Here is a 19,454-nt window from a genome sequence, read left to right as displayed (position 1 = left end):
CTTTAGAATAGCTTCTGTTTGCCCTGCAGAATGCCAGGCAGGCTAATTTTCACATTGGTTTCGCCTTCCAGCACATCCGGGTCGTGGCTGGCAGTCCATTTGCCATTGGCCAAAGGAATCTGTGCCCGTTTTTCTTCCAGCTCTGCTTCCTCAATCCACTGCAAGGTGTTTGTCGGGCAAACCGAAGCGCACATCGGCGGGATTCCCTCTTTTGTACGGTCATAGCATAGATCGCACTTGTACATGAGATTCTGCTCTTCATCAAATTTGGGAATCCCATAGGGGCATGCAATCGTACAGTTTTGACAACCGATGCATTTCTCTACCAATGCTGACAAAACGGCTCCATTATCTGCGATTTGAATCGCCTGAGCAGGACAGCTGCGGGCACAAGCAGGATTGACACAGTGGAAGCACATGAGAGGAATCGTTTGTCTGTTGATAAACGGGTCCACATCCAGTACGTAGTTTCGATTTCGGTTGTCGTGACCTCCACACTGTGTACACGCCGCCAAGCAGCTTCGACACCCGATGCAATTGTCCATTTCGATGTATAAGACTTGTTTACCCATGGCGAACTCCTCCATGTTTGTGCTTGATGATTTTCGCGGCGCACGCTTTAAACTCAGGCATTTTGCTGTAAGGGTCCAATGCAGGGTTGGTCAGCAGATTGATAGACTCCGCTTTTCCCCAGTGGTACGGGACAAACACCGTATCCTCTCGAATAGCCTCGATAACTTTCACGCGGTACTGTGCCTCGCCTCTTCTTGTTTTCAGAGTGACCAGCTCATCGTGTTCAATGCCATACCGAGTCGCTGTTTTTGGGTGAACCTCTAGCAGAGGATCAGGATACATGTCCTTCAAAAACGGGATTCGTCTTGTCTGGTTCCCGGACAAATAGTGGAACACAACTCGTCCCGTCGTTAACCGCAAAGGATATTCTTCATCTGGCTCCTCCGCTGGCGGGCGGTAAGGCAGTGCACATATTTTGGCTTTGCCATCCGGGTGATAAAATTTTTTATCCAGGAATAAATGGGGCTGTCCCTCGTCACCCTCTTCGCGGCACGGCCAGAAAACACCATTGTTTTGATCAATTTTCTCGTAGGTGACCCCGTAGTAGTCAGCTACCCCGCCTTTGGAGACCTGACGTATTTCATTGAAAATATCCTGAGGAGACTTCAAGTGAGTAAAGAATTGTCCGCGCCCCATTCTTTTGGCGATTTCTATTTGAATCCACCAGTCAGGCTTGGACTCGGCAAACCATTCCTGTGCCTGACGATGACGAATGATGCGACCTTCGAGATTGGTTGTCGTTCCATCGTCCTCTGCCCAAGTCGTAACGGGAAGCACGACATCGGCGTATTCAGCTGATTCGGACAAGTAAAAGTCGCAGCAAACCATAAAATCTAGACTTTTCAAGGACTCCCTAACATGGTTTAGATTTGGCGCACTTACAACCGGATTGGAGCAGAGTAAGTATAAGCTGCGGATCGTTTTATCCTTCATCAGCTGGAACATCTCATAGGCAGAAACACCTTTCTGCGGCATCTCTTCCGCGGGAATGCCCCAGGCACATGCTATTTCACGCACATGTTCAGGATTGTCGAGCTTGCGGTAGCCAGGCAATTGATCGGCTTTTTGCCCGTGTTCCCGTCCCCCCTGACCGTTTCCTTGACCAGTAAGGGTTGCAACACCTGATTTTGGACGACCAATCTTGCCTGTGACGAGCGACATGTTCGTATAGGCCGATACGTTGTCCGTCCCTTTCGACTGCTGTTCCACCCCACGGCAAAACATCACAATCGCATCGGGTGCCCTCCCGAAAATGTCGGCAGCCCGCACAATCTTCTCCACCGAAACCCCTGTTATTTCGCTGACATACTCTGGTGTGAAGGTAGCAACCACTTCTTTTGTTTCTTCAAAACCATTCGTATGATTTCGAATAAAGTCTTCATCTATATGCCCATTCTTGATCAGGAGGTGAACGATTCCGTTTGCCAGCGCCAAATCTGTACCGGGCCGCAGATCCAGGTGGATGTCAGCTCGTCGTGCCAAAGGTGTTTCCCTTGGATCGGCTACGATTAGATAACCGCCTCGATTTTGCACTTCCCAAATACGAAACATGCTGGTTGGATGACATTCAGCCGCGTTTGAACCGGCCAAAAACAAGCAGTCTGTTTGATGAATATCCGTCCAGGGAACGGTAGAACCGCGGTCAATCCCCAAGCTTCGATTCAATCCTGCCGCAGCGGAGGACATGCAGAAGCGACCATTGTAGTCGATATAGCGGGTTTGCAAGGCGACCCGCGCAAACTTACCCGTGAGATAACATTTTTCGTTCGTCATGGAAACGCCAGAGTAAACAGATAAGGTATCCTTGCCATAGTTTTGTTGCAATTCCTTGAACTTGGAAACGATCAAGTCAAGTGCTTCCTCCCATGACGCTTCCCGAAATCCTTCTGCCGTACCTTTTAGCGATGCATCTGTTCGAATCAACGGCCGCTGTATCCGATCCGGATGATTCACCTGCTGATAAGCCGTCACCCCTTTTGGGCACATCTTCCCCAGATTGACAGGGAAATCGTACCGTGGCTCCACTCCGATAATCTTGTTCGTCGTTGTATCTACACGCAGGTTCATCCCGCATTGCATGCCGCAGTAGCAGCAGTGCGTGCTGACCAATTTCTCGTCAGGATGAATCTTGTTTTCCACTACTTTTAAAAATTTATCCTTTGGCATGTTGATTTGCCTCCCTGGCATTGATCTCGTGCGTAGGAACTCCTGTGAAGCGGAACATCCGGTATTTTCTGCGGCACGGCAAGCAAAGTTCAGCCAAGTGGAATCCTTCTTCCATTTGAAAAGCCATTTCGTTTTTACCCAGCACGTTGATTACATCTGCCGACTGTTCCGCAGAAACAAACTCATTGCTGCACACTTTGCACTTTTTCATTTCCTGCTCGCCATAGTGCTCGCGATAATTGCGTGCAAACACACTCATGGGACGGAACGGGATGTGAGCCAGTTTTCCGAATGGCAGATAAATCAATGTCACAATCACTGCAAATTGATGAGTGACTGATATGACCGGGTGCCCAAAGCCCCCTAAGAACATGTTGCTTGCGGTTAACATCAAGCCTGTCACGCTGATAAACAGTAGCAGGTATAAAGGCAAGAAGTCGTAGACAAAGGATTGTTCAGCCCGTGCCTGCATGTTCTTGTGTCTGCGATACAAAGCCATGACTGCTCCGCCGATGACCATAAAAGCCGTAATGTTCAACGCATTGTAAAAGAGAAAGGCAACCCAGCCATCCGCTTGTACTGTCAAAACATCCACACCCATGAACACGACCTGATAGTAGCCGTTGTCCGTCATCGTGAAATACATCCAGCCAAACACTAACGGAAAGGTGACAAACGCGGCCAAGATGCATCCCCAGCCCAGCAAAATGTGCTGTGTCCAGCGGTACCATCCCCGATTCCAAATAAAGCGATAGATGGCCAGATGATCCACCGTTGTATTCGCCGTGCTTTTATGAAAGAGCAGTCGTAGCCCCTTTTTCAAAATCACATTCGTTGGCGGGCGGTCTGCCCACGCAGAAAATCGGTAAAGGAAACCTCCAATAAAGACAAGGGTTCCCACCATATATCCGTAAAGCGCCAGGTCAATATGCGTGAAAAAACGTGTTCCCACGTAAGTTAGGACGAACAAGCAAGCAATGATGATAAAAGCACGCTTCGCCACCTTGGAAGCAAAAATATAGTTCATACAACACCCTCCCTGCTGCTGCTCATTTTTTCCTTTCATTCGAGACCATTGTAGCAATGGCTCGTAACCCAGGTTGTGATTTACCTCACACCACTGCCACAATCATGATGATTTTCTCCCCCCAACCATCGATTTCGGATGATATAATGAGTTACCTATTTATCCTTGTTGTAAGGGGGGACCCACATGACCGGAAATGGCACAACGTTTGTGGAGCAGATTTCTTCCGATTTTGTGAAGAGCCTTGAAACGTTTTCTGTTAGGAAAAGCTTTGTTCCCGGAGCCGTTCTGTTTTTGGATGGTGAAAGAGCCGACCAGCTATTCTTAATTTCGTCGGGCCAAATCAAGCTCACAAAAAACACGAACGATGGAAAAGAACTGACCCTGCAAGTATTTGGTGCAGGAGAGCTTGTCGGAGTCTCTGGGCTCTTCGAACAGGAATTGACGTACACCTCCACAGGCACCATGTTGATGGAGGGTGAGGTATGGATCATCCCGCGACAAGGGTTGGAAAAAATGCTCATCAAAAACGGTCAATTTTGCGTAGACTTTCTGCGTTGGATGGGATTGATGAACAGGCGGATGCAGTCCAAATTTCGTGATTTGCTACTCAATGGCAAAATCGGCGCCTTGTATTCAACGCTAATCCGCATGAGTAACACGTACGGCAAGCCACACCCCGACGGAATCCTCATCGACCTTTCCCTTACCAATCGTGATTTGGCGCAATTCATTGGCCTGACACGAGAAAGTGTCAACCGGATGCTTTCCGATCTGAAAAAACAGGACTCCATCGATCTGCTTCCCCACGGGCATATCTTGATTAAGGACCTTGCCTATTTAAAAGAAGCGATTTATTGTGATGACTGTCCTCCTGATATTTGCCAAATGTGAGCAAACTCTGCATACTTTTCTACACGAAAAAAGTCCTGGACTTGTCCGTCCAAGACTTTTTTTATAAGTGATTCAGCCTGATTTATCCATGTCTTTGCTCCACGAGCTCGCTGAACATGCCCGCATAGTACTCGACGTCTCCTGCATCGTCCAGAATCGCGCTGATCGTTAACCATTGGAGATACTGATCCCCATTCTTCCGGCGATTCCAGATCTCACCTTGCCAATAGCCGTTCTTTTTGATCGAGTCCCACATCTTTTGATAGAAGTCGGCATCCTGCCTGCCTGATTTTAAAATATTGGGGGACTTGCCAATCACCTCATTCATCTCATAACCGGTCACTTTCGTAAAAGCATGGTTCGCGCTTTTAATAACTCCTCGTGTATCGGTAATCAGTATCGCCTCTCCCGTCTTTTCCATAATGGTGGCGGCGAGCTGCAGCTTCTCTTGATAAAACATCCACATCACCAAGACCAAGCTTGCCAGCGCAAACTGAGATAACGCCATGAAACCGATCGCGTAATGTCCGGTTAGATTAAACAGCATCGTTAAGATCAACGGCGGGAAAAATCCTCCTAATCCCCCCATGGCAGATACGATCCCATTTACAATCCCCGCTTGTCGCGAGAAATACATCGGCACTAATTTGAACACGGCACCGTTACCGATTCCGGCACATATCGCTACCAACAAGCACCCTACTGTATACATCAAAATCGATGGCGAAAACGATAAGACAATACCAGACAAGGCGAGCCCGGCAAACACAATCATCAATGCCTTGAAGGGGTTCCACCTATCTCCTAACCAGCCTCCCAATGGTCTCGCAAGTGTCGCCAAAAGAATGAACCCTGCTGTTCTCATACCTGCATCTACTTTATCCAGTTGGAAATGGCTTACTAAAAAATTCGGGAGATAAACGGTGAAAGCGACGAAGCAGCCAAACGTAATAAAGTAGAACAAACTGATTAACCATAGTTTTTCGTTTTTGTAGACACTCTTTATCTGCTGACCAAGAGGAGTCACTACCTTAGGTTCATTTCTATCCCCCATCAAGAAGGTAAGCGCAGCGAATCCCGCGAGTAATAACATGAACATCTGTACAGTAGAGGCCCATCCAAACGATTTAGCCAGAACGGGCGCTGCAAAAGTGGTTACCGCTGTACCAATATTCCCCATACCGTAGATTCCGTTTACAGAACCATGCTTCTCTTTCGGATAGTATTTCGGTAGAGAAGTGACACCAACGGAAAACACCGCTCCGCCTATCCCCAAAAATAGCCCGCCGATTAACAAATCTGTATAAGTGGTCGCCTGGCTAATATAAAAAACAGGAGCCAGCAGCAAGAGAAAGCTTATGCTAAATAAAATTCTCGCGCCAAATCGGTTACTCCAATATCCAACAGGGATTCTCAGCAACGATCCAAGAAGAACAGGAATCGCTGTCACCCACGCCACTTCGCTTGCACTCATGGGCACGGTTTCTTTGATAAAAGGCATGAGCGATGACAGAATGACCCATACCATGAAACCGACCGTAAGACTCAACGTCTGTAACGGCAACTGCCATTTTCGTACCATAAACAACACCCCTCATTTGGGAAATCTTCTTCATCCACTATGATAAGAGGCAAAGTTTGGTTTCGTTGTGATTTTAATCACAGCTCCTTCTGGGCAACCCGCTTATAATCAAAGCGAAATCTTGAATCGAAGGAGTGGATTATACATGTTTTGTTATCAATGTGAACAGACTCCATCAGGTGGTTGTAAGGTCATCGGCGTTTGCGGAAAGAATGAAGATCTTGCGAGTATTCAGGATACAATAATTTTTGCTTTAAAAGGGATTGCAGCTTATGCCACACATGCTCGTCAACTGGGATATATCGATCCTGAAGTGGATGGGATTACTCAGGAAGCTCTCTATTTTACATTGACGAATGTGAATTTCAACTTGGACGAACATTTGCAAATGGCCATGAAAGTAGGCAAAGCCGCGATAAAAGTCATGGAGCTTTTGGATCGGGCCCATACGGATCATTTCGGAGTCCCGCAGCCAATCACAGTCTCGCAAAATAAAATAGAAGGAAAATGCATCATTGTTACGGGGCACAATCTGTTTGCTCTCGAAGAACTGTTAAAACAGACAGAAGGCAAAGGAATCAATGTGTATACGCATTCCGAAATGCTGCCTGCCCATGGCTATCCCGCACTGAAGAAATATCCTCATTTGAAAGGAAACATCGGGAAAGCATGGTACGATCAACGCCAGTTGTTTGAGAAATTTCCTGGCGCCATTCTGGCTACAACAAACTGTGTGATGCCTATTCGAGGCAGCTACGCCGATCGTTTCTTTTCGTATGATATAACTGGTTTGGAAAATGTAACGAAAATTGTAGATAACGATTTTGCGCCGCTCATTGAAAAAGCATTGTCACTTCCTGAGGTTTCTATCGAATCAGATCTGACATTGACGACCGGCTATCATCACAAAACGGTTCTCGGCATCGCCCCTGATATCATTCAGGCAGTCAAGGAAGGAAAGATCAAACGCTTCTTCGTCATCGCTGGTTGTGACGCTCCTGGAAAGGGAGGCGAGTATTACCGTGAATTGGCTACGTCCTTACCGCCAGAAACCGTCATTCTTACTACCTCCTGCGGAAAATTCCGTTTTAACGATGTAGATTTCGGCACCGTGCCAGGTACCAACATCCCAAGATATATCGATTTGGGACAGTGCAATAACTCCGTTTCTACCATTACGATTGCGGCAGCATTAGCCGATGCCTTCGAGTGTGAAGTGAACGAGCTGCCGGTAAGTATCGTTCTTTCCTGGTTTGAACAAAAAGCGGTTGCCATCCTGCTCGGTCTGTTTAGCCTGGGGATACAAGATATACGGATTGGCCCAAAATTGCCTGAGTTCATTCAGCCCGGGGTTCTGCAAGTACTGCAAGACTTGTTCCATATTCAGTTGATTGGTGATGCTCAAGAAGATATGAAGCAAATGCTCGGAATCACTCAATAGGCAAAATAGAAAAAACGGCTGTCAGAGAGTTAGTGGTAAGACTAACCAATGACGGCCGTTTTTTCATTCTTTACCTATTAAAGAACTGATCCATTTTCCTGTGTGTGCGTCGACAACTCCTTTGTCTCCGCTGAGGCGGTAAACAAGCCGCGGTTTTGGTTCCTCTACCTCGTTAAAGTCTATATCCGGTAGCAAGTAGTAGAGTTCGAGCGATTTTTTTACGGCTTGCTCCGTTTTTTTCGCAAAGGCCAGGTCTACTCTCTGCATGTTATTGTCGAGAATAACGGGCGAGGTAAGCTGCTTATCCCCTATAATACTGCTGCCTGAGGACGAGTTGACAGCTATTTCAAATCTTGCGTTCTTAATCAGAATACCATTTTTCAACCATCCAAAATGCACTTTATAGTCCCGCCAATTCGTCTCCTTCCCCCTCGGACCTCCATCATACGGCTGTGGATCAAGCATATAAATATCTGCCAACTGATGACGGAGCTTCGTTTGCAGGAAATGGATTGCGCTTGCCTCCGCCTGCTCACGGGTAATTGCTACGTCTTTATGACTCGCCGCCTTTGGAGCTGAAGCAGCGGGCATTTCCTTCAAAATCTTGATCGGTTTCTTTGGTTTCGCCACCGCCCCATCGCCATCGATCATCACCCCTGAGATCGCATCTACCATTTGCGGATCGGTTGGTAGGTAATCGTAGACCAACATGTATTTCTCCCCATGATCTCCACTGGAAAAACTCTTATAATACAAGGTTGGCTCCGTTTTTTGTTCCAACAGCTCGCGCGCTTCCTTTTCCGATATGATTTGGCTTGCGTCAGGCAACTCCCCTTCATACCATAATCGAAAGAATCGCAGAACCTTTCCGTCTCCTCGCGTGGTTACAGCGATATAATTGTCCTTAAAAGGAATACCATTTTCTACTCTCTGAAATTTAAAATAGTAGGTACCGTCGCTCTTGTAATCGACTTCATCTGGCTCTATTAAATTCGCTCGTTCCTCAGAAGGAATGACTTTTGTGAGAAACTGCAATACTCCCTCAAGAGCAATTTGCTTGCTATTCGTTGTAGCAGGGCTAGGGGCTTCACTGTCTTTGTCACTATATTGATAGCTTAACAGGTTCCCTGAGACAGGATGAATTTTATACATGATACTTGATTGATCTGAATGATACCAACTAAGGTTCCATCCCGCATAGGGTGTAAAGTCATCAAACGGTTCGATGTATTCTCCATAACGATACTCATAACCTTCGGGAATAGTCACCCATTTCTTGGCGTATTCAATAGCCTCTTGTTCTGAAAGAATCTTTTCTGATTTTTGCTCAGCTGCCTGTACCAGTGTACTCTCATCTGCAATATTGCCTAGTACAAGTAAAGATGAAAGAACGAGAATCGACAATCGTTTCCAAAATCCTTTTGTACTACTTTGCTTCATACACATGTTCCTCCTCTATCTATTCCCATTGATTTCATCGGATCATTACGGATTTCATCACTTTGATATTTTTCCATTCTTTGTTAACTTTATATCAATATACATATTTTGTAAAACGAAAAGAAATAGATATACATTGGCTATTGCAAATCATCTAGTATTCCTTTCATTTGAAGGGAATAACTCTTAAGTATATTGTTATAAAAGATCGAACATAAGACTACATTTCCCACAACCAACCTTGTAAGATTTATACATTAATTAAAACAGTTAGCTGTACTAATTCTTAAGGAGTTGAATCAATTGGGAAATACTAAAAAGTATCTTACGCTATTATCATTGTTTTTCATTATGATTTCTTTATTTTCAACAAGTGCTTTTGCTGCGACTCTGGGAGAACGATTAACAGCACCAGAAGCAGGATGGCAAAGAATTGATAGTAGTAATGTTCCAAATATCATATTTGAAGGTACCTTTCATGACGGGCCAACTAACGTTGGATACAAAGGTTCTGAGAAATTCACAAATACAATTGGAGATAAGATTAAATTCGAATTTTCTGGTACCAAATTACGTTTGATTTGTGGTCAATTTACTAATAGAAGTGATGAGATTGAGGTTTACGTTGATGGGGTTATGGCTACTAAAATGTCCCAACACGGTCCACATATTGGACAAGTGCTTAAGTTTGAAATATTGGATTTACCTAACACGAGACATACTGTGGAAATTATCAATAAAACTAGTACTTCCAATACCTCAATGGGTCTTGATGCTATTGATATTGATGAATCAGGTGAAATTTTGTTTCCATATGAACCCTTAAACCTCACCGCTTCACCTAATGATCCTGCTATCAGACTCACTTGGGGTTCTGTTAACGATGCAACAGGATACGTGATTAAGCGTTCTACAACACCTGGCGGACCATACGAAACTATCGAAACAAATCATATGAATACTACATACGACGATTTGAACGTTGAAAAAGGAGTAACTTATTACTATGTTGTTACTGCTATTGTTAATGGCGTAGAGAGCACAACTTCAAATGAAGATGACGCCACATTGAATGGTGATAAGCCAACTGATCCTGATCCTAAACCAACTGGTGATAATGCACTTCTTGTTATTAAAATGATCAGTGGCCTTGAAAAAGAATTTGAACTAACTGCATCTGAAGTACAAGACTTCATCGACTGGTATAATGGACGTGCAGATGGTCATGGCAAAGAAACATATATGTTCGATAAGGACTTTAACAAGGGGCCATTTACTGCTCGAAAAGATTATGTAGCATTCAGCAAAATTCAATCCTTTGAAGTAATGGAATTTACAAAATAACACGACGAAGGCACCTCCTATAGCACAGGAAGGTGCCTCGTACTTTTTATGACTCCGCTATTAGGGTATGCCTAAGCAGCATGCCCATTCCCCTTTTATCAAACCGTGTTGCTCAGCAAAATTACATAATAGGATATTTCTACCATTTCGTTTCCGTTTTGTGTTCAATTACTTGTACGACTTTTGGTTCAACTGCTTTCATCATTTGTTTCAGTAAATCATCGCTGATCGTTACTTTATTTTTTCCATCTTGAAGCTGTCCTTCAGCCTGTGTTTTTGCAATCACATCAATGACTTGTTGTTTCGAGATATTTTTCGATGCTGCAACCTCCACAACAGATTTTCCTTTGGCTAGTTCTTCTTTTAACTCTGTCGGGGTCATTTTTAGTAGAGCAAACAGTTTTTCATCGTTTATAAAATTATCAGCAGTATAATCAGGCTTACCGTCTCTGGAGAAATAACCTTCTACTTCACTGTTTGAAGGTGTAGGAGCTACCGGAGAAAGACTAATTGTATTCCCCTGAACAAACACTTGGTAACCCTCTCCCTCTGATCCCTTCTTGGTGTAATTCAAGATAAAAGTTTTCTCATTTGGATTGTCCATTTGCTCCATGGCAACCTCGTAATCTTTGATGTTGCCGTACAATTGATCAATGAGCTGATCTACCTTCCCCTTGATTTCCTGATCAGGTAAAGTAATGAGTGGTTTCTCCTTAGGCTCCCAATTCTCTTGCGTCAGGTCTTGAATCTCATCCGTAATACCGTTTGTATGGAGGGTAATCTTTTTGCCAGTTCCCCCTTTTTCCTGCAAGACGATGCTTAGTTGGACCTTTTTGGTTGAATCATTGGGGTCTCCAAGGTAGCTTGCATTAATAATCTCAAACGATTTTGTTTCGGGAATGGCACGATACAGCTTCTCAAGTGTTGCTTTCCCAGCCTCATCCAGCTTGACTTGTTCAGAAGTCATTGGTGCTCGAGTAAGCATGTCAATCACAACAGGGGCCGCAAATGCTGCGGTTGGAATCAAAATCGCAGCAGCAACAATTCCACCAATTAATCGTTTTTTCATGGTTATTCCGCTCCTTTTTCGTTGCAAATAGTTAGAATAAGATTGTTCGATTCTTTTGGAAATGGCCGGCGGGCATTCCATCGTTTCTGCCTCTTCATGCAGATGTTCACGGATTTTGCGTTCAATAGTCATTGATCTTTTCCATCCTTTCCAGGGGGAGATTCCCTAAGTATTTTCGAAGCGCCTGGAGGCCAGCATGATATCTGGACTTGACTGTACCCAGCGGAATATCAAGCAACGTCGCAATTTCCTCAAGAGTATAGTCGTGATAAAAGCGGAAGATAATCACTGTCCGCTGTTTGTCGGTCAGTTTTCGTATGGACTGGGATATCATTTGGTTTGTTCCATCCATCAACGCAGTATGTTCATCCAAATAAGACTCTTCGTGGGAGAAGGAACGAATGCGTTCAACAATGCGGAATCTCCTCCAGCTCTTGACCCGAAATCTCTGCACTTGACGGATTACCAGGCCATGCAGCCAGAACTGGAAAGGACGGTTCGTATCGTAATTAGCCAGTGAGGTCCACATTTGCATATAGATTTCATTCATGACATCTTCCCGATCCTGCTTATGATCCACCAGAAAGGAGACGGTCCGGTATACGTCCTGAAAGGTGGCATCATACATCGTATGAAATGCCTGTTCATCACCCTCTTTCATTTTTATAAGTAATTGATACATCTCTTCATTTTCCATTCAGAGGGCCCTCCTGAGTAAGCAGCTTACACCCTATATTGTCTCTCGATCGGAAAAAGGTTCGGTTTTCTTCAATTTTTTTTTGCAAACGAAAAAGAGACGGTCGATTCCCGCCCCTTCTTTCAATTAATCATGTAATCCCTTACCATCAAGAATTTGCTGCATGCATTTTTCAACCCTTGACTCTCGCGTTTTGGCTTGCTTGGGTGCTGAAAAATGAAGAAGGTAGGCTCTTTGCCGTCCTGGCGTCAATGCTTCAAAAGCAGTTTTCAAGGCAGGGATTTCATCTAATTTATTTTGAAATTCTTCAGGAATGCTGTATTCTTCATGCTTTTTAAAGTTCACTTCCAAACCCGCTTTTTCCACTTCAATCGCTTCATGAATGTAGGCCTTCAAAATGGGTTCCATTTCCATGATTTCTTCCACATTAGTGAACCGGATCTGGCGCGCAGCCTGTACATTCTCCGTTTGTTGAATGAGAATCCCATTTGGATCTTTTAACAAGGCACCTTTTTGAAACAGAAGCGCACAATATTCTTTAAATCCATGTATTAAAACGATGTTTTTTTTCTCAAACGTGTAACAAGGATGCATCCACTTAAAATCTTCGGTCAGCTCACAGTCAAGAACAATGCTTCTGAGCTTCTCAAATTCAGCCTTCCACTTTTTTGCCTTGTTTAAAAATTCATCAACCTTAGGATTCGTTTTGCTTGTTGTCACCAAGGAACACCTCTCATCTAGTTGGTGTCATGTCAATTTTTAGTTTTGACATTATCGTATTTGTATTATTCTATCATCATGTATTCAGGTTCCTTCTTTTAAAGAATACGCTCTATCAGATTGAGAAGGTGATTGATTTGGATATCAATTTCTATAAAAAATGGGCTTGCTAAAAATCGAATCCTGGTTTTGTTACTGTGAATGGAGAAAATATCGTCATTGATCCTGCCGGCGTACCAAATACAGGTGTAAGATTACCGCTCACTCCGGAGACTTTGCTTGACTTGCTCCATAACTTTCAGAGACCGGTGCAAATGGAGAAAGGCGATATGCAGTTGGGGCATATCCTTACGCATGGTCATGCTATTGTAGAAATGAAACAAGCTTATGGCCATGATGTACACGACAATCTCGATCCGGCCTTTTACGCAAGAATCAACCTCTTGGCTTATGCAAATACACTCGAGGAAAATCCGGTTGCATCGGAGTTGACGGTTACGGAAGGCGAGTTGAATCCATTAGAAGCTTCCTACTGGGAACAGGCATTAGTTGAAAGCAGGCATGGCCATTATTATAAATACGCGTACAGTTATCTGAGACTTTGCCGAATGACGGGCCGTAGTCCATCTGATTATCGATTGTTTCAGTGTATTTTGTGAACGGATTATGTTTAACCGAAATTAAGTCTCAAATAAAACGAATGAAGAGGCGGAAATGATCCGCCTCTTCATTTTTAATCAATCCCAAGCAAACCTCAGCTCTTTCCAAAGATCACCGTACATTTATTATAGTTGTTGTGGTACAGGGAGAACGAGGGTCTAAGAATGGTTTATCGACTTGTTCCAATAGCAACGGAGAAATAAACATGTTGTCACCTCGAAACAAAAAAGTCCCCAACTGCTTTTAGCAAATTGGGGTACACAGGAAGTAATACGTGAATAAAAAAGTGCTTATCAATATAGTAGGTTATCAGCTCAGTATTTACTACAAGTATATATAGGTATGCATACCTTCTCTTGCCACAAAAAAATAGCGTAGACCCATCTGCACAGATTAAGTCGTACGCCTTATCCCCAAGAGAATCTACACTAGATTTCATATTACATTACCTTTATCGGCTTGATTTGGCAGCTATTTCATGTATAAATATTGGTAAAACTTCCTTACTCGTAACTCACCTTCATAATGTCCAGAAAAGGAATCTTCCTAATTGCTCCGTTTTCTTTTACATGAACTAGCCTTGTACGCGAATCAAGAACTGTGATTCGCCCGCGTACTTTTTCAGACATTCCCCAAACAGTCAGTGACCTTTCATCCCCGTCATCCTTTGCTTCAACGAGCTGATTTCCCAATTCTTCTAATTCAAACTCTTCTCGAGTAGGTCTTTTTAGTGTAGATGCTTTTGCCATGTCATTCCCCCTAGATCCTCTTCTTTCTAAACTTATGCATCAAAATTAATACCTTGTCACCCAATCTTGTCCCCCTAACGCACGGGCGGACAACTTTTCACATAGCATTATTTTAGCGATAGAACAAGTTCTGTTTGTACACTTGTTAATCGCCAGTTATTTGTAAAGGAGGGATAGAGTATGGGAAACCAAAACAATAATGAAGCGAAACAAATTAGACAAGTGGAACGTATCCTCGAAGATGCAATTGAAGCCCTACGGGAAGCTCTACAAAGGCTTAGAGAGATTCGAAACGATCTTGACGATTAAGACTTACTAAAACGATAAAGCGGGTCCATCTGAGCATGTTGTGATGGACCCCCTACATAACGCGTTACTGGCTCTCTCCCGATTGCATGATGCCATGTTTTCGCTTGATACGTCGCGCCTGTTGGTTAATCAAAAGATAATGCCCGAATAACTAAATAACAAACGAATGTTAAAACATCTCGATTCACCTTAGACAGTGAAACGAGGTGTTTTTTGTGATAAATTCCCTGAAAGTGGAACTGAAAAATTCTAAGATTGACTTTAGAGACAGACTCGGTTCAGAAGGAAATAACAAATGTGGCACGCCCACCAAGCAGGGAGCGAGTATCTGGGGCCTAAACTCGCAAATGTGGTGATTAAACGCCGCAGAGTCCCTGTTTGCTAGGCGCTGCTACTTTCTCTTTGTCTTTTTCTCTTCGTCTTTCACAAAGGGACGCAAGCAATGTAGTTTGTTCCCTTGCACATTAGCCCATACACAACGATGGCAGTGATTTTCTCGTGCTGCTCGTTTCCTATTTGCGTATCTATTCATGCCATCACTTGCACATACAAATTTGTTGCAATGACGAACGCCCAAGCAGATTGGTCATGGCCGTTATTGCAACGAACAATACAAAAACAATGTAAAAAGCGTTCACTACGCTCTCACACGTTCCCCGTACCCTTCGCCGCAACTTCAAGGCATGCGTTGTGTTATTTCACATCATGTGCGCTAGGACTCCTGCTGCTCTGCTTGGTAAACCAACAGCTTTCATCGCCCATTCGACATGTACCGGTACGCCATTGATAAGGGATAGACGGTATCTCCCAAGAGCCGATGCTGCTTGCTCTTGACTCAAGATTACCGAATCAAACATTTCCAATCGTCCTTCCTTTTATCCCTGATTTTGTCGGGGTTTTATCCATCTTTTTGTCGGGATTTTGCTCTGTAATAAAGAAAAAACCACTAAAAAGTGGTTTTCGAATTCAGCTATCGATCCCGTTAGTTGAATGGATACTTAACCCACTCTGTAACACTAAGTTCCAGTATGCCCCCCAACCTTACTCGAAATTTTCACTATATCATTATGATCACGTCCAGAAACTGCCCAAATTTCTTCTTGCTTTAAAAAATAGAGGGTCAACAAACCATTGCACTTAACACATATTGCAGGACGGTTCTGGTACTCGGTTATTTCGAAAGAGGGAGATTCTTCACCAGTTATGATATGGGCTATCTTAGGGACATAAGGCAAAGAAAGCCAGCAAGTGATAAAATCGCCCATATTATCTATAACCCAGCGCCAGCCGTATGAATTTTCCAAGATAGTACGATTTTCTTCATCAAAACCGCAGTGAACACCTTCTAAATTCGGGCTATGGACAAGATGACGGTTAAGTCTAACCACGTTAATCTGAAATCCTTCAACAGCTGCTGAAACAATATTTTCTTTTTCTATTGAAGCAAAGCCACGAAGACCATGAAACGCAAGTAAATCAGCGAGAGTAGCTATACCCCACTTTTTCCTCTCTTCATCTGTTGTAACTGGATCAACACATGGTAAACGATAGGTTCCACCAAAAGGAATCAACTGATTACCATATTTTGCTGGCCTACCTTGCCAGACAAGCCATCTATCCAGAGCTACAGCAGCGAGCCATCTTGCTTCGAAATAACCGAGCTCACTTGCTTTCTTAGCTAATTCATGCGCTTGAAACCAATCATTTAATGAGTCACCGTGCTGGAAGATTAACGCAGCGTGAAAAAAATCAATTCCTTCGGTCACCCCTCCTTCGGAAAGAATTCCTCTTACCCGATTCCTCCTTAACACATCTCTTTCTACACGATTAACTGGGGTATTCTTTAAATCTCTTTGATCTTCTTCGAGCAAACGTTTCAACTCGATATTCATCAGAAAACTTCTCCTTATTTATTTAAACTAATGACCCCATTAGCGTAATCTTACCTTACTGCTTTAACCCGAGTTATTAACTAACAAACACTTGTGTCTTTCTTCCAATTTCGATTCGCTCAGTAAATTTGCCTCCAGTGTATTCCTCAATTGTTTTTTTCCAAAAATGTTGTGCGGGCTCGTTACTATCAATTTGGTATACTTCCCATGGTCCCTTATGCATATTAAATATATCTTTAGCAACTTGTTTACCTAACCCTGTTCTCCGGAATCTTTTCATAATAAAAAACTCAGCAATCGAAAAGTATGAGTCATCTTCATCTCTATTTATCAATTTGACCAAGACGAAACCAGCAATTTTCTGATTTAGCGATATTAAATAGGGAACCTAGAGCAATCTGTCCAGTATTCGTTTAACGGATATTCACCAAATTTCCCGTTATCTTCAATCTGCAAATCCATAAACTCAGAGAAATCGTAAATATAGAATTGCAAAAGGTTGCTGAGTGTTTCCTTTTCATCCAAGGTCGCTCTCTTAATTTCATAGTTCTTCAATAAAATACCCCTTTTAAATAGTTTCCCCAAAATGTTCGATATTCGGTAAAATATTCAATTCCCCTTTTTTTGGTTCATTGTTCTAAACTGCCTGTAAGCGGAACGAACGTTATTAAAATAGAAAGCACTCAGATCATCCCGAGTGCCGTAGCAATTTGCATAATTGCCTCTTTCTTTTTTGTGTAGAATTGGTCCTTTGTCAGACCTAAGTCTCTTCAATGATCTGACGCTCTACTTCATCCAACGAGTACTGCAATGCCCTTTCAATCTGTCTTGCTTTCAACTCATTCGTGGACTCAGACTTTTTAAGCTGTGGAAACAGTTGATCAATGCCCTTTTCCTGTCGCTCCTGTTTATTTTGGACAGCAACACGGAGGGCTTTATATTCTTTTAATGCTTTAACAACAGCCTTTCTGACTTCTTTTTCATCTACTGGTTCCAGAAATGACAGTTGTACCTGTGCGCTCATCTTTCCAATTCCCCCTCGCGGTAAGCCCATGATATAATTAGTTTAGACGAACATATATACGGGCTCCCATTTGGGAGGTTCTTTTTTTGTTCTTTTGTTTGACTCCCGAAATAATGATGTTTAATCAATTTTTTTCTTGTTTCCGGTGAGCGCTAAAAACTTCACGAATCCATTTTTCAAACGTTTTTTTACCTTCCTCTACATCATGGATATTAAAGAGAAAAGCACCAAAATGGTCATCATCATACGTGGGATTATCTTTAAATATTGATTGGAACTCCGATTCACTTAACTCATCGAAAAAAACATCCCACGATAGATCCCTTCTCTGTAAGAGAGTTGCCTCTACCCATTTTTTGCTATCATTTCATACGCTTGAATATGAACGTGCTTTTCGGTGTACTGATTGTGATAGAAATATGAATGTCCTTGCATATTTCTTATCCCCTTTCCACAATTCTAAAATGTTTTGCACTCGCATTCTTTCTACACTTTGATCTGCAATATTTTTCGATCATCGCTTTCGTCTGGATATCCGAGTGCAGCATTTACAAACCTACATCCATACGCTTCGTAATCATAGCGTTGATGAGTGTGCCCAAAGCACCAAATCTTGCCTTCAAGCTTCGAAAAATAAGGGCTTCCGTCAAAGAAATAGAATGAATTAACCAAGTCACGGTCTACCTTACTCCAATCGCCACCAACATGTGTGATGATTACATTTGAGGACTCAATGATAGCATCAAGTTTCTTCTTCTCTTCATCTGCAAATGTAAATGACTTGTCCAACAAACCCTTGATCAGTCTGGAGTCATTCATAATATCCCACCATTTGGAATACAGGGCCTCTTCTAAATATCCAAGCACTTTCATCCCATAAGAGAAGTCATACCACATGCCAACTCCACCATAGGTAATGCCATCGATCTCTACCATGTCGCCATCAAGATAGTGCACGTTGGTAAGCAAGCTGCAAGTTTCTTTCATCTCGATAACTCGATTAAGAGATTTTCCTCGGTATTGCTTTTCTTGATTTGCACTAACCAAATAATAATCATGGTTTCCTGGAACTATCAGAATGTGCTCATATATCTGTTTCAACTCTTCAATCAGTATTTTGTTTTGCCAATTATAATGGCCCAGATCACCAGCAATGACAAGCGTTTTATGGTGAACATCAGGTAAGATTCCTTTAATAAAATTCTTAATTTGAGGCACCATTTTGTGTAGAGGATTTTCAACTTTCACCCAAAAATCAAGATGTACGTCTGATATAAGATCAAATCCTGTGTTCAAGCCGCTCACCTGCTTTTCACTCGAAATATTAAGTTGAATCATTTGTTTCTTGTAAAAAATATGACTAATCACATTTTTTTGTTTATCATCTAAATCAAAAACTCGGAGTGATTTTTTGAATGTTTGATGCTTTCATGACATTTATGGGTGATAGTGTTATAAAATGGGTTATATTTCTCGTTGTATTTGTTGGAGGAGGAATTTCAACCATAGTCTTAACCACTTTAGTGATCAGGTATTTTATCACTTATAATAGAACCCCTCTCGAGACTGTTCCTGCTAAACTAATTGGAAAACGTACATACATCTCAGGTGGCGGGAATAATACAAGTATATCAACAAACTATTACATGACTTTTCAACTAAGTGACGGAACAAGAACGGAATTCGAAGTAGGCTCTCGTGACTATGCCTTGTATGTCGAAGGAGATGCAGGTATGTTGACATATCACCCCTTAGGTGGATATAGGAGTTTTACCTGACGACCTTTGTAAAACAGGGTCGTCTTTTTACATTTTCTCTTGTGTTAAAATAGCCGGCAGTAGCTCTGGGTTCAAATTATTCAGTCTGA

At 42.8% G+C, this 19,454-nt stretch carries 19 protein-coding genes and 1 pseudogene; 6 read left to right on the top strand and 14 right to left on the bottom strand.

Annotation, left to right across the window (positions count from 1 at the left end):
* Positions 1-2 precede the first annotated feature (2 nt).
* From EL268_RS05850 to EL268_RS05840, 3 genes are read right to left on the bottom strand one after another with little or no spacing between them, the layout of a single operon-like run.
* A complete protein-coding gene (locus tag EL268_RS05850; RefSeq protein ID WP_017251305.1) occupies positions 3-572 on the bottom strand; it encodes a 4Fe-4S dicluster domain-containing protein in 570 nt (189 codons plus the stop codon).
* Positions 565-2,739, bottom strand: a complete 2,175-nt coding sequence (locus EL268_RS05845) for a molybdopterin oxidoreductase family protein (RefSeq protein ID WP_106653796.1) — start codon at positions 2,737-2,739, stop codon at positions 565-567. Before EL268_RS05845 ends, EL268_RS05850 begins: the two co-directional genes overlap by 8 nt.
* Positions 2,726-3,766, bottom strand: coding sequence for a hypothetical protein (locus EL268_RS05840; protein ID WP_106653795.1), 1,041 nt, complete (start codon positions 3,764-3,766; stop codon positions 2,726-2,728). Before EL268_RS05840 ends, EL268_RS05845 begins: the two co-directional genes overlap by 14 nt.
* A gap of 186 nt (positions 3,767-3,952) precedes the next feature.
* On the opposite strand from EL268_RS05840, the gene EL268_RS05835 reads away from it, so the two are divergent.
* Entirely contained in the window at positions 3,953-4,660 is a 708-nt protein-coding gene (locus tag EL268_RS05835; RefSeq protein WP_106653794.1) for a Crp/Fnr family transcriptional regulator, read from the top strand.
* Between the two features lie 82 nt (positions 4,661-4,742).
* On the opposite strand, the gene EL268_RS05830 is transcribed toward EL268_RS05835, so the two are convergent.
* Complete coding sequence (locus tag EL268_RS05830; RefSeq protein ID WP_106653793.1) at positions 4,743-6,242, bottom strand: nitrate/nitrite transporter; 1,500 nt, start codon at positions 6,240-6,242, stop codon at positions 4,743-4,745.
* Positions 6,243-6,387: 145 nt separating this feature from the next.
* Here EL268_RS05830 and hcp point away from each other — a divergent pair, with 145 nt between their 5' ends.
* On the top strand, positions 6,388-7,683 hold the full coding sequence (gene hcp / locus EL268_RS05825; RefSeq protein WP_106653792.1) for a hydroxylamine reductase: 1,296 nt from the start codon (positions 6,388-6,390) through the stop codon (positions 7,681-7,683).
* Between the two features lie 63 nt (positions 7,684-7,746).
* Here hcp and EL268_RS05820 read toward each other — a convergent pair whose 3' ends face one another.
* Entirely contained in the window at positions 7,747-9,123 is a 1,377-nt protein-coding gene (locus EL268_RS05820; RefSeq protein ID WP_106653791.1) for a YcdB/YcdC domain-containing protein, read from the bottom strand.
* 303 nt (positions 9,124-9,426) lie between these two features.
* Between EL268_RS05820 and EL268_RS32675 the strand changes: the two genes are divergently transcribed.
* Positions 9,427-10,467 carry a fibronectin type III domain-containing protein gene (locus tag EL268_RS32675; protein WP_164724439.1) on the top strand — a complete coding sequence of 347 codons (1,041 nt, stop codon included), beginning with the start codon at positions 9,427-9,429 and terminating at the stop codon, positions 10,465-10,467.
* A gap of 139 nt (positions 10,468-10,606) precedes the next feature.
* Here the strand turns inward: EL268_RS32675 and EL268_RS05810 are convergent, their stop codons facing one another.
* From EL268_RS05810 to EL268_RS05800, 3 genes are all read right to left on the bottom strand, one after another.
* Positions 10,607-11,668 (bottom strand): hypothetical protein, encoded by a 1,062-nt coding sequence (locus EL268_RS05810; protein WP_174769425.1) that lies wholly within the window; start codon positions 11,666-11,668, stop codon positions 10,607-10,609.
* Positions 11,658-12,233 carry a sigma-70 family RNA polymerase sigma factor gene (locus tag EL268_RS05805; protein ID WP_106653790.1) on the bottom strand — a complete coding sequence of 192 codons (576 nt, stop codon included), beginning with the start codon at positions 12,231-12,233 and terminating at the stop codon, positions 11,658-11,660. Before EL268_RS05805 ends, EL268_RS05810 begins: the two co-directional genes overlap by 11 nt.
* A gap of 126 nt (positions 12,234-12,359) precedes the next feature.
* Positions 12,360-12,953, bottom strand: coding sequence for a YdeI/OmpD-associated family protein (locus EL268_RS05800; RefSeq protein ID WP_106653789.1), 594 nt, complete (start codon positions 12,951-12,953; stop codon positions 12,360-12,362).
* A gap of 197 nt (positions 12,954-13,150) precedes the next feature.
* On the opposite strand from EL268_RS05800, the gene EL268_RS05795 reads away from it, so the two are divergent.
* A complete protein-coding gene (locus tag EL268_RS05795; RefSeq protein WP_232030276.1) occupies positions 13,151-13,612 on the top strand; it encodes a hypothetical protein in 462 nt (153 codons plus the stop codon).
* 504 nt (positions 13,613-14,116) lie between these two features.
* On the opposite strand, the gene EL268_RS05790 is transcribed toward EL268_RS05795, so the two are convergent.
* The gene (locus EL268_RS05790; protein WP_106653788.1) at positions 14,117-14,362 is read right to left on the bottom strand and encodes a YolD-like family protein; all 246 of its coding nucleotides are present in this window, start codon (positions 14,360-14,362) and stop codon (positions 14,117-14,119) included.
* Positions 14,363-14,542: 180 nt separating this feature from the next.
* Here EL268_RS05790 and EL268_RS33650 point away from each other — a divergent pair, with 180 nt between their 5' ends.
* The gene (locus tag EL268_RS33650) at positions 14,543-14,671 is read left to right on the top strand and encodes a hypothetical protein (RefSeq protein WP_255438744.1); all 129 of its coding nucleotides are present in this window, start codon (positions 14,543-14,545) and stop codon (positions 14,669-14,671) included.
* 698 nt (positions 14,672-15,369) lie between these two features.
* Here the strand turns inward: EL268_RS33650 and EL268_RS32670 are convergent.
* The 5 genes and pseudogenes from EL268_RS32670 to EL268_RS05765 form a co-directional block, all read right to left on the bottom strand.
* Positions 15,370-15,528 carry a hypothetical protein gene (locus EL268_RS32670; RefSeq protein WP_164724438.1) on the bottom strand — a complete coding sequence of 53 codons (159 nt, stop codon included), beginning with the start codon at positions 15,526-15,528 and terminating at the stop codon, positions 15,370-15,372.
* A 159-nt stretch (positions 15,529-15,687) separates the two neighbouring features.
* Positions 15,688-16,563 (bottom strand): hypothetical protein, encoded by an 876-nt coding sequence (locus EL268_RS05785; RefSeq protein ID WP_106653787.1) that lies wholly within the window; start codon positions 16,561-16,563, stop codon positions 15,688-15,690.
* 76 nt (positions 16,564-16,639) lie between these two features.
* Complete coding sequence (locus EL268_RS05780) at positions 16,640-16,897, bottom strand: hypothetical protein (RefSeq protein ID WP_232030521.1); 258 nt, start codon at positions 16,895-16,897, stop codon at positions 16,640-16,642.
* 349 nt (positions 16,898-17,246) lie between these two features.
* Positions 17,247-17,587, bottom strand: a pseudogene (locus EL268_RS05775) (ArpU family transcriptional regulator).
* A gap of 486 nt (positions 17,588-18,073) precedes the next feature.
* On the bottom strand, positions 18,074-18,892 hold the full coding sequence (locus EL268_RS05765; protein WP_407921050.1) for a metallophosphoesterase family protein: 819 nt from the start codon (positions 18,890-18,892) through the stop codon (positions 18,074-18,076).
* Between the two features lie 110 nt (positions 18,893-19,002).
* On the opposite strand from EL268_RS05765, the gene EL268_RS33920 reads away from it, so the two are divergent.
* Positions 19,003-19,365 (top strand): DUF2500 domain-containing protein, encoded by a 363-nt coding sequence (locus EL268_RS33920; protein WP_106653786.1) that lies wholly within the window; start codon positions 19,003-19,005, stop codon positions 19,363-19,365.
* Positions 19,366-19,454 lie beyond the last annotated feature (89 nt).

The organism is Brevibacillus brevis (assembly GCF_900637055.1).
GTDB classification, from domain to species: Bacteria; Bacillota; Bacilli; order Brevibacillales; family Brevibacillaceae; genus Brevibacillus; species Brevibacillus brevis.
This window is presented reverse-complemented; position numbering and strand designations above follow the sequence as displayed.

What these genes read in the sequence shown, in the direction of transcription:
- hcp (WP_106653792.1), top strand. Translation starts at nt 6,388, where the DNA reads ATGTTTTGTTATCAATGTGAACAGACTCCATCAGGTGGTTGTAAGGTC.
- EL268_RS33650 (WP_255438744.1), top strand. Translation starts at nt 14,543, where the DNA reads ATGGGAAACCAAAACAATAATGAAGCGAAACAAATTAGACAAGTGGAA.
- EL268_RS05830 (WP_106653793.1), bottom strand. Translation starts at nt 6,242, where the DNA reads ATGGTACGAAAATGGCAGTTGCCGTTACAGACGTTGAGTCTTACGGTC.
- EL268_RS05785 (WP_106653787.1), bottom strand. Translation starts at nt 16,563, where the DNA reads ATGAATATCGAGTTGAAACGTTTGCTCGAAGAAGATCAAAGAGATTTA.
- EL268_RS05845 (WP_106653796.1), bottom strand. Translation starts at nt 2,739, where the DNA reads ATGCCAAAGGATAAATTTTTAAAAGTAGTGGAAAACAAGATTCATCCT.
- EL268_RS05810 (WP_174769425.1), bottom strand. Translation starts at nt 11,668, where the DNA reads ATGACTATTGAACGCAAAATCCGTGAACATCTGCATGAAGAGGCAGAA.
- EL268_RS32670 (WP_164724438.1), bottom strand. Translation starts at nt 15,528, where the DNA reads ATGTTTGATTCGGTAATCTTGAGTCAAGAGCAAGCAGCATCGGCTCTT.
- EL268_RS05850 (WP_017251305.1), bottom strand. Translation starts at nt 572, where the DNA reads ATGGGTAAACAAGTCTTATACATCGAAATGGACAATTGCATCGGGTGT.
- EL268_RS33920 (WP_106653786.1), top strand. Translation starts at nt 19,003, where the DNA reads ATGTTTGATGCTTTCATGACATTTATGGGTGATAGTGTTATAAAATGG.
- EL268_RS05790 (WP_106653788.1), bottom strand. Translation starts at nt 14,362, where the DNA reads ATGGCAAAAGCATCTACACTAAAAAGACCTACTCGAGAAGAGTTTGAA.
- EL268_RS05840 (WP_106653795.1), bottom strand. Translation starts at nt 3,766, where the DNA reads ATGAACTATATTTTTGCTTCCAAGGTGGCGAAGCGTGCTTTTATCATC.
- EL268_RS05820 (WP_106653791.1), bottom strand. Translation starts at nt 9,123, where the DNA reads ATGAAGCAAAGTAGTACAAAAGGATTTTGGAAACGATTGTCGATTCTC.
- EL268_RS05805 (WP_106653790.1), bottom strand. Translation starts at nt 12,233, where the DNA reads ATGGAAAATGAAGAGATGTATCAATTACTTATAAAAATGAAAGAGGGT.
- EL268_RS05835 (WP_106653794.1), top strand. Translation starts at nt 3,953, where the DNA reads ATGACCGGAAATGGCACAACGTTTGTGGAGCAGATTTCTTCCGATTTT.